The organism is Actinomadura nitritigenes (assembly GCF_017573545.1).
Classification (GTDB): Bacteria; Actinomycetota; Actinomycetes; order Streptosporangiales; family Streptosporangiaceae; genus Spirillospora; species Spirillospora nitritigenes.
In genome coordinates this window covers 1-2,919 of record NZ_JAGEOK010000089.1, presented here as the reverse complement: position 1 = coordinate 2,919, position 2,919 = coordinate 1, and the positions used below count along the sequence as shown (strand labels likewise).

The window sequence follows — 2,919 nt, the reverse complement described above, 5'->3', positions numbered from 1 at the left end:
ACTGGCCGCGGACCGGGTCGTAGGTCCAGTTGGAGGATTCGGTGTCGACGAAGATGATCCGGGCTTCGGGGTATTTGTCGTCGGTGTCGTTCCACATGTAGAAGTCACCGAACGGCCCGTCCGGATCCGTCCGCGACGCCTGGAACCACGGATGCTGATCCGAGGTGTGGTTCATCACCAGATCCGCTATCACCCTGATACCGCGGGCGTGCGCCTCCTCGATCAGTTCCACGAAGTCGCCGAGCTCTCCGAAATCCGGAAGGATCTCGGTGTAGTTCGCGATGTCGTAGCCGCCGTCCTTCAGCGGTGACTGGTAGATCGGCAGGAGCCAGAGGCAGTCGACGCCGAGCCATTCCAGGTGGTCGAGCCTGGAGATCAGGCCGCGCAGGTCTCCGTAACCGTCGTTGTTGGAGTCGGCGAATCCGCGCACCGACACCTCGTAGAACACCGCCGTCCTGAACCAGTGCGGGGTGTGCGGAGCGTCCTCGGCGAAGGTGTCCGGGATGGCCCCCGCCGCCGGCGCGGCCCGCTCCGCGCCGATCCCGCCCCGCGCGAGGCCGCGATCGGCCTCCGGGTCGGCGACCTGGCCGGACGTCCTGCAGGTGAAGTACTTCGACTGGGCGTGCATGGACCATCCCGGAGTGTCGGCGACATCTAGATCAGCAATTCCCGCGCTCCGTCGCGAGGGCGTGCGCGACAGGCAACCATCCGTAAAAATCTCAGTACTCTCCGTGGTCGCGGCATCGCTCCCGGGCCGCGGCGGACCGCGTGCCCGAACGGACGCGGGACTTGCCGCGCGGCAGGCGTTTCATGCCCGGACCTTTAGCGTCGGCGCCGTTTCCGTTACAGACGCCGGGTAGGTCCCATCCAAGCTCGGAGCCTGCCGCGCGGGCGGCTGCCGACCCGCCCGGACGGGCGATCTTCTCGTCTCGTCCAGACCGATCGGAGGGACAGTGGAGCGCTGGGAGATGTCGCCATCGGTCGCACCGACGCGCGATGACCTCGTGGCGCGGCTGCGCGTTCGCTTCGCCGACATTCCGGCCGAGAACGTGCGCCGTTGCGTGGACGACCTGTGGTGCTGCTGCACCCATCTCGGGATGCGGCCCGACCCCTGGACCATCGAGCGCCTCGCGGCGTCCCGGCTCACGGGCGTCGTCCGCGGCGCGCGGCCGCCGTATCCGGACGGCGAGCGGGCCCCGGTGCCGCCGGGCCGCGCCGCCGCGTCCGCCCCCGCGACGCCGCCCACCGGCGGGCCCGCCCCGGCCCGCGCCGCCGCGCGTACCCCGATCGGGATGTGACAGATGAAGGACACCACCGTGCCGGGCCTGCGGACGGACACCCGGCAAGGGTTCCTCGTGCTGCGGCTGCCCGCGCAGGTCAGCTGGCACAACTACGCCGGGATCAGGGAGGGGGTCTGCCGGGCGCTGGCGGTGGCCGCCGGCGACCTCGCCCCCGACCGCCCGGCCCGCCCCGTCGCGGGCCGGCCCCGCAAGGGCGTCGTCGTCGACTTCGGCGACTCGGTCCTGCTGGACGCGTCCGGGCTGGTGCTCCTGGCCCGCACCGAGACCCGCGCGCAGCTGCTCGGCTGCCCGCTGCGGGCCGTGGTGCCCGCGACGGCCGCGCCCGTGCGGCGCGCGCTGCACCTCACCGGCCTGTCGAGCCTCGTCCCGGTGTTCGAGGACGTCGCGCAGGCGACCGCGGCGCCGGTGGTGCCCGGCGAGACCGCGACCGTCGACACCGGGCACGTGCTGGACGCCATCCGGGCCCTGCACCCCGCCGACGCCGGCCTCGCGCCGACGCCGTCCGCCGCGCCGCCCGACCTGCTGATCACCACGGCCGAGGCGGGCGACGGCGACCACACCGTGGTGCACCTGTCCGGGGTCCTCGACCCCGTCACCGTCCGGCGCCTCGGCGAGACGCTGACCTCGCTCGTCGAGGGCGACCTGCGGCACCTGATGGTGCGGATGGGCGACCGGCTCGGGGTGCGCTGCGACCCGCTGCCGGTGCTGCTCGGCATCCGCTGGCGGGTCGCCGCCGAGGGCGGCTGCCTGTCGCTGCCCGGCCTGCCCGCTCGGCTCCGCGAGATCATCGACCGCGAGGGGCTCGGCTCGGTGTTCACCGCCTGCCGGCCCGTCGAGGGCCGGGCGCTCGGAGCGGAACCGGCCTGACCGGCCGCCTTCCCGTCACCACGGCATCGGGTCCGCCATGGCGGGACCGATGCGAGCGGGCCGCCACGTTCCTTCGCTCAGCTCCCGCCCGGCCGCAGCCGATTCCGCGCGGCCCGCAGGGAGTCGCGGACGGGGCGGCCCGGCCGGCCGGTCCGCGCGCCGGATGGGCGGGACGGGGCCGACGGAGCGGCCGACGGAGCGGGCGGTGCGGCGGACGAGGCGGCGGGCGCGCGGCCGTTCTCGGGATGCGGGCGTTCCTCGTCCCGCCGGATCGTGAAGACGTGCGCGGGACGCACGTGCGGATCGAGCCGGACGTAGTTCGCCTTCCGCCACGTGTACGTCGCGTCGTCCAGTTGGTCGACGACGGTGAACGACCGGTCGGGGTCGTCGGGGAGGCCGAGTGCGGTGAGATCGAGGTGGACCGTCGCCTCGCGCGGCTGGTGCGGATTGAGGTTGACGACCGCCAGCACGACGTCATCGCCGTGCCGCTTGGAGAAGGCCAGCAGCTCGGGCCGGTCGACGTGGTGGAAGTGCAGGTTCCGCAGCCTCTGCAGGGCCGGATGCAGTTTCCGGAGGGTGTTGAGCCGGGTGATGAGGGGGGCGATGGTGGTGTCGTCGCGGTCGGCGGCTTCCCAGTCGCGGGGGCGGTACTGGTATTTCTCGGAGTCGCGGTATTCCTCGCTGCCGGGGCGGACGGGGGTGTTCTCGCAGAGTTCGTAGCCGGAGTAGACGCCCCAGGTGGGGGAGAGCA

The 2,919-nt window shown here is 73.0% G+C and carries 3 protein-coding genes and 1 pseudogene; 2 read left to right on the top strand and 2 right to left on the bottom strand.

Annotation, left to right across the window (positions count from 1 at the left end; genetic code table 11):
* Window positions 1-628, bottom strand: a 628-nt coding sequence (locus tag J4557_RS48925) for an alpha-amylase family glycosyl hydrolase (RefSeq protein ID WP_243777556.1), incomplete at its 3' end; no start/stop codon positions are given.
* 340 nt (window positions 629-968) lie between these two features.
* On the opposite strand from J4557_RS48925, the gene J4557_RS48920 reads away from it, so the two are divergent.
* Together J4557_RS48920 and J4557_RS48915 are read left to right on the top strand one after the other, a co-directional pair.
* Entirely contained in the window at window positions 969-1,298 is a 330-nt protein-coding gene (locus J4557_RS48920; RefSeq protein WP_208274796.1) for a hypothetical protein, read from the top strand.
* 3 nt (window positions 1,299-1,301) lie between these two features.
* Window positions 1,302-2,168, top strand: a complete 867-nt coding sequence (locus tag J4557_RS48915; RefSeq protein ID WP_208274794.1) for an STAS domain-containing protein — start codon at window positions 1,302-1,304, stop codon at window positions 2,166-2,168.
* 77 nt (window positions 2,169-2,245) lie between these two features.
* Here J4557_RS48915 and J4557_RS48910 read toward each other — a convergent pair.
* Window positions 2,246-2,919, bottom strand: a pseudogene (locus J4557_RS48910) (hypothetical protein); the annotation flags it as partial.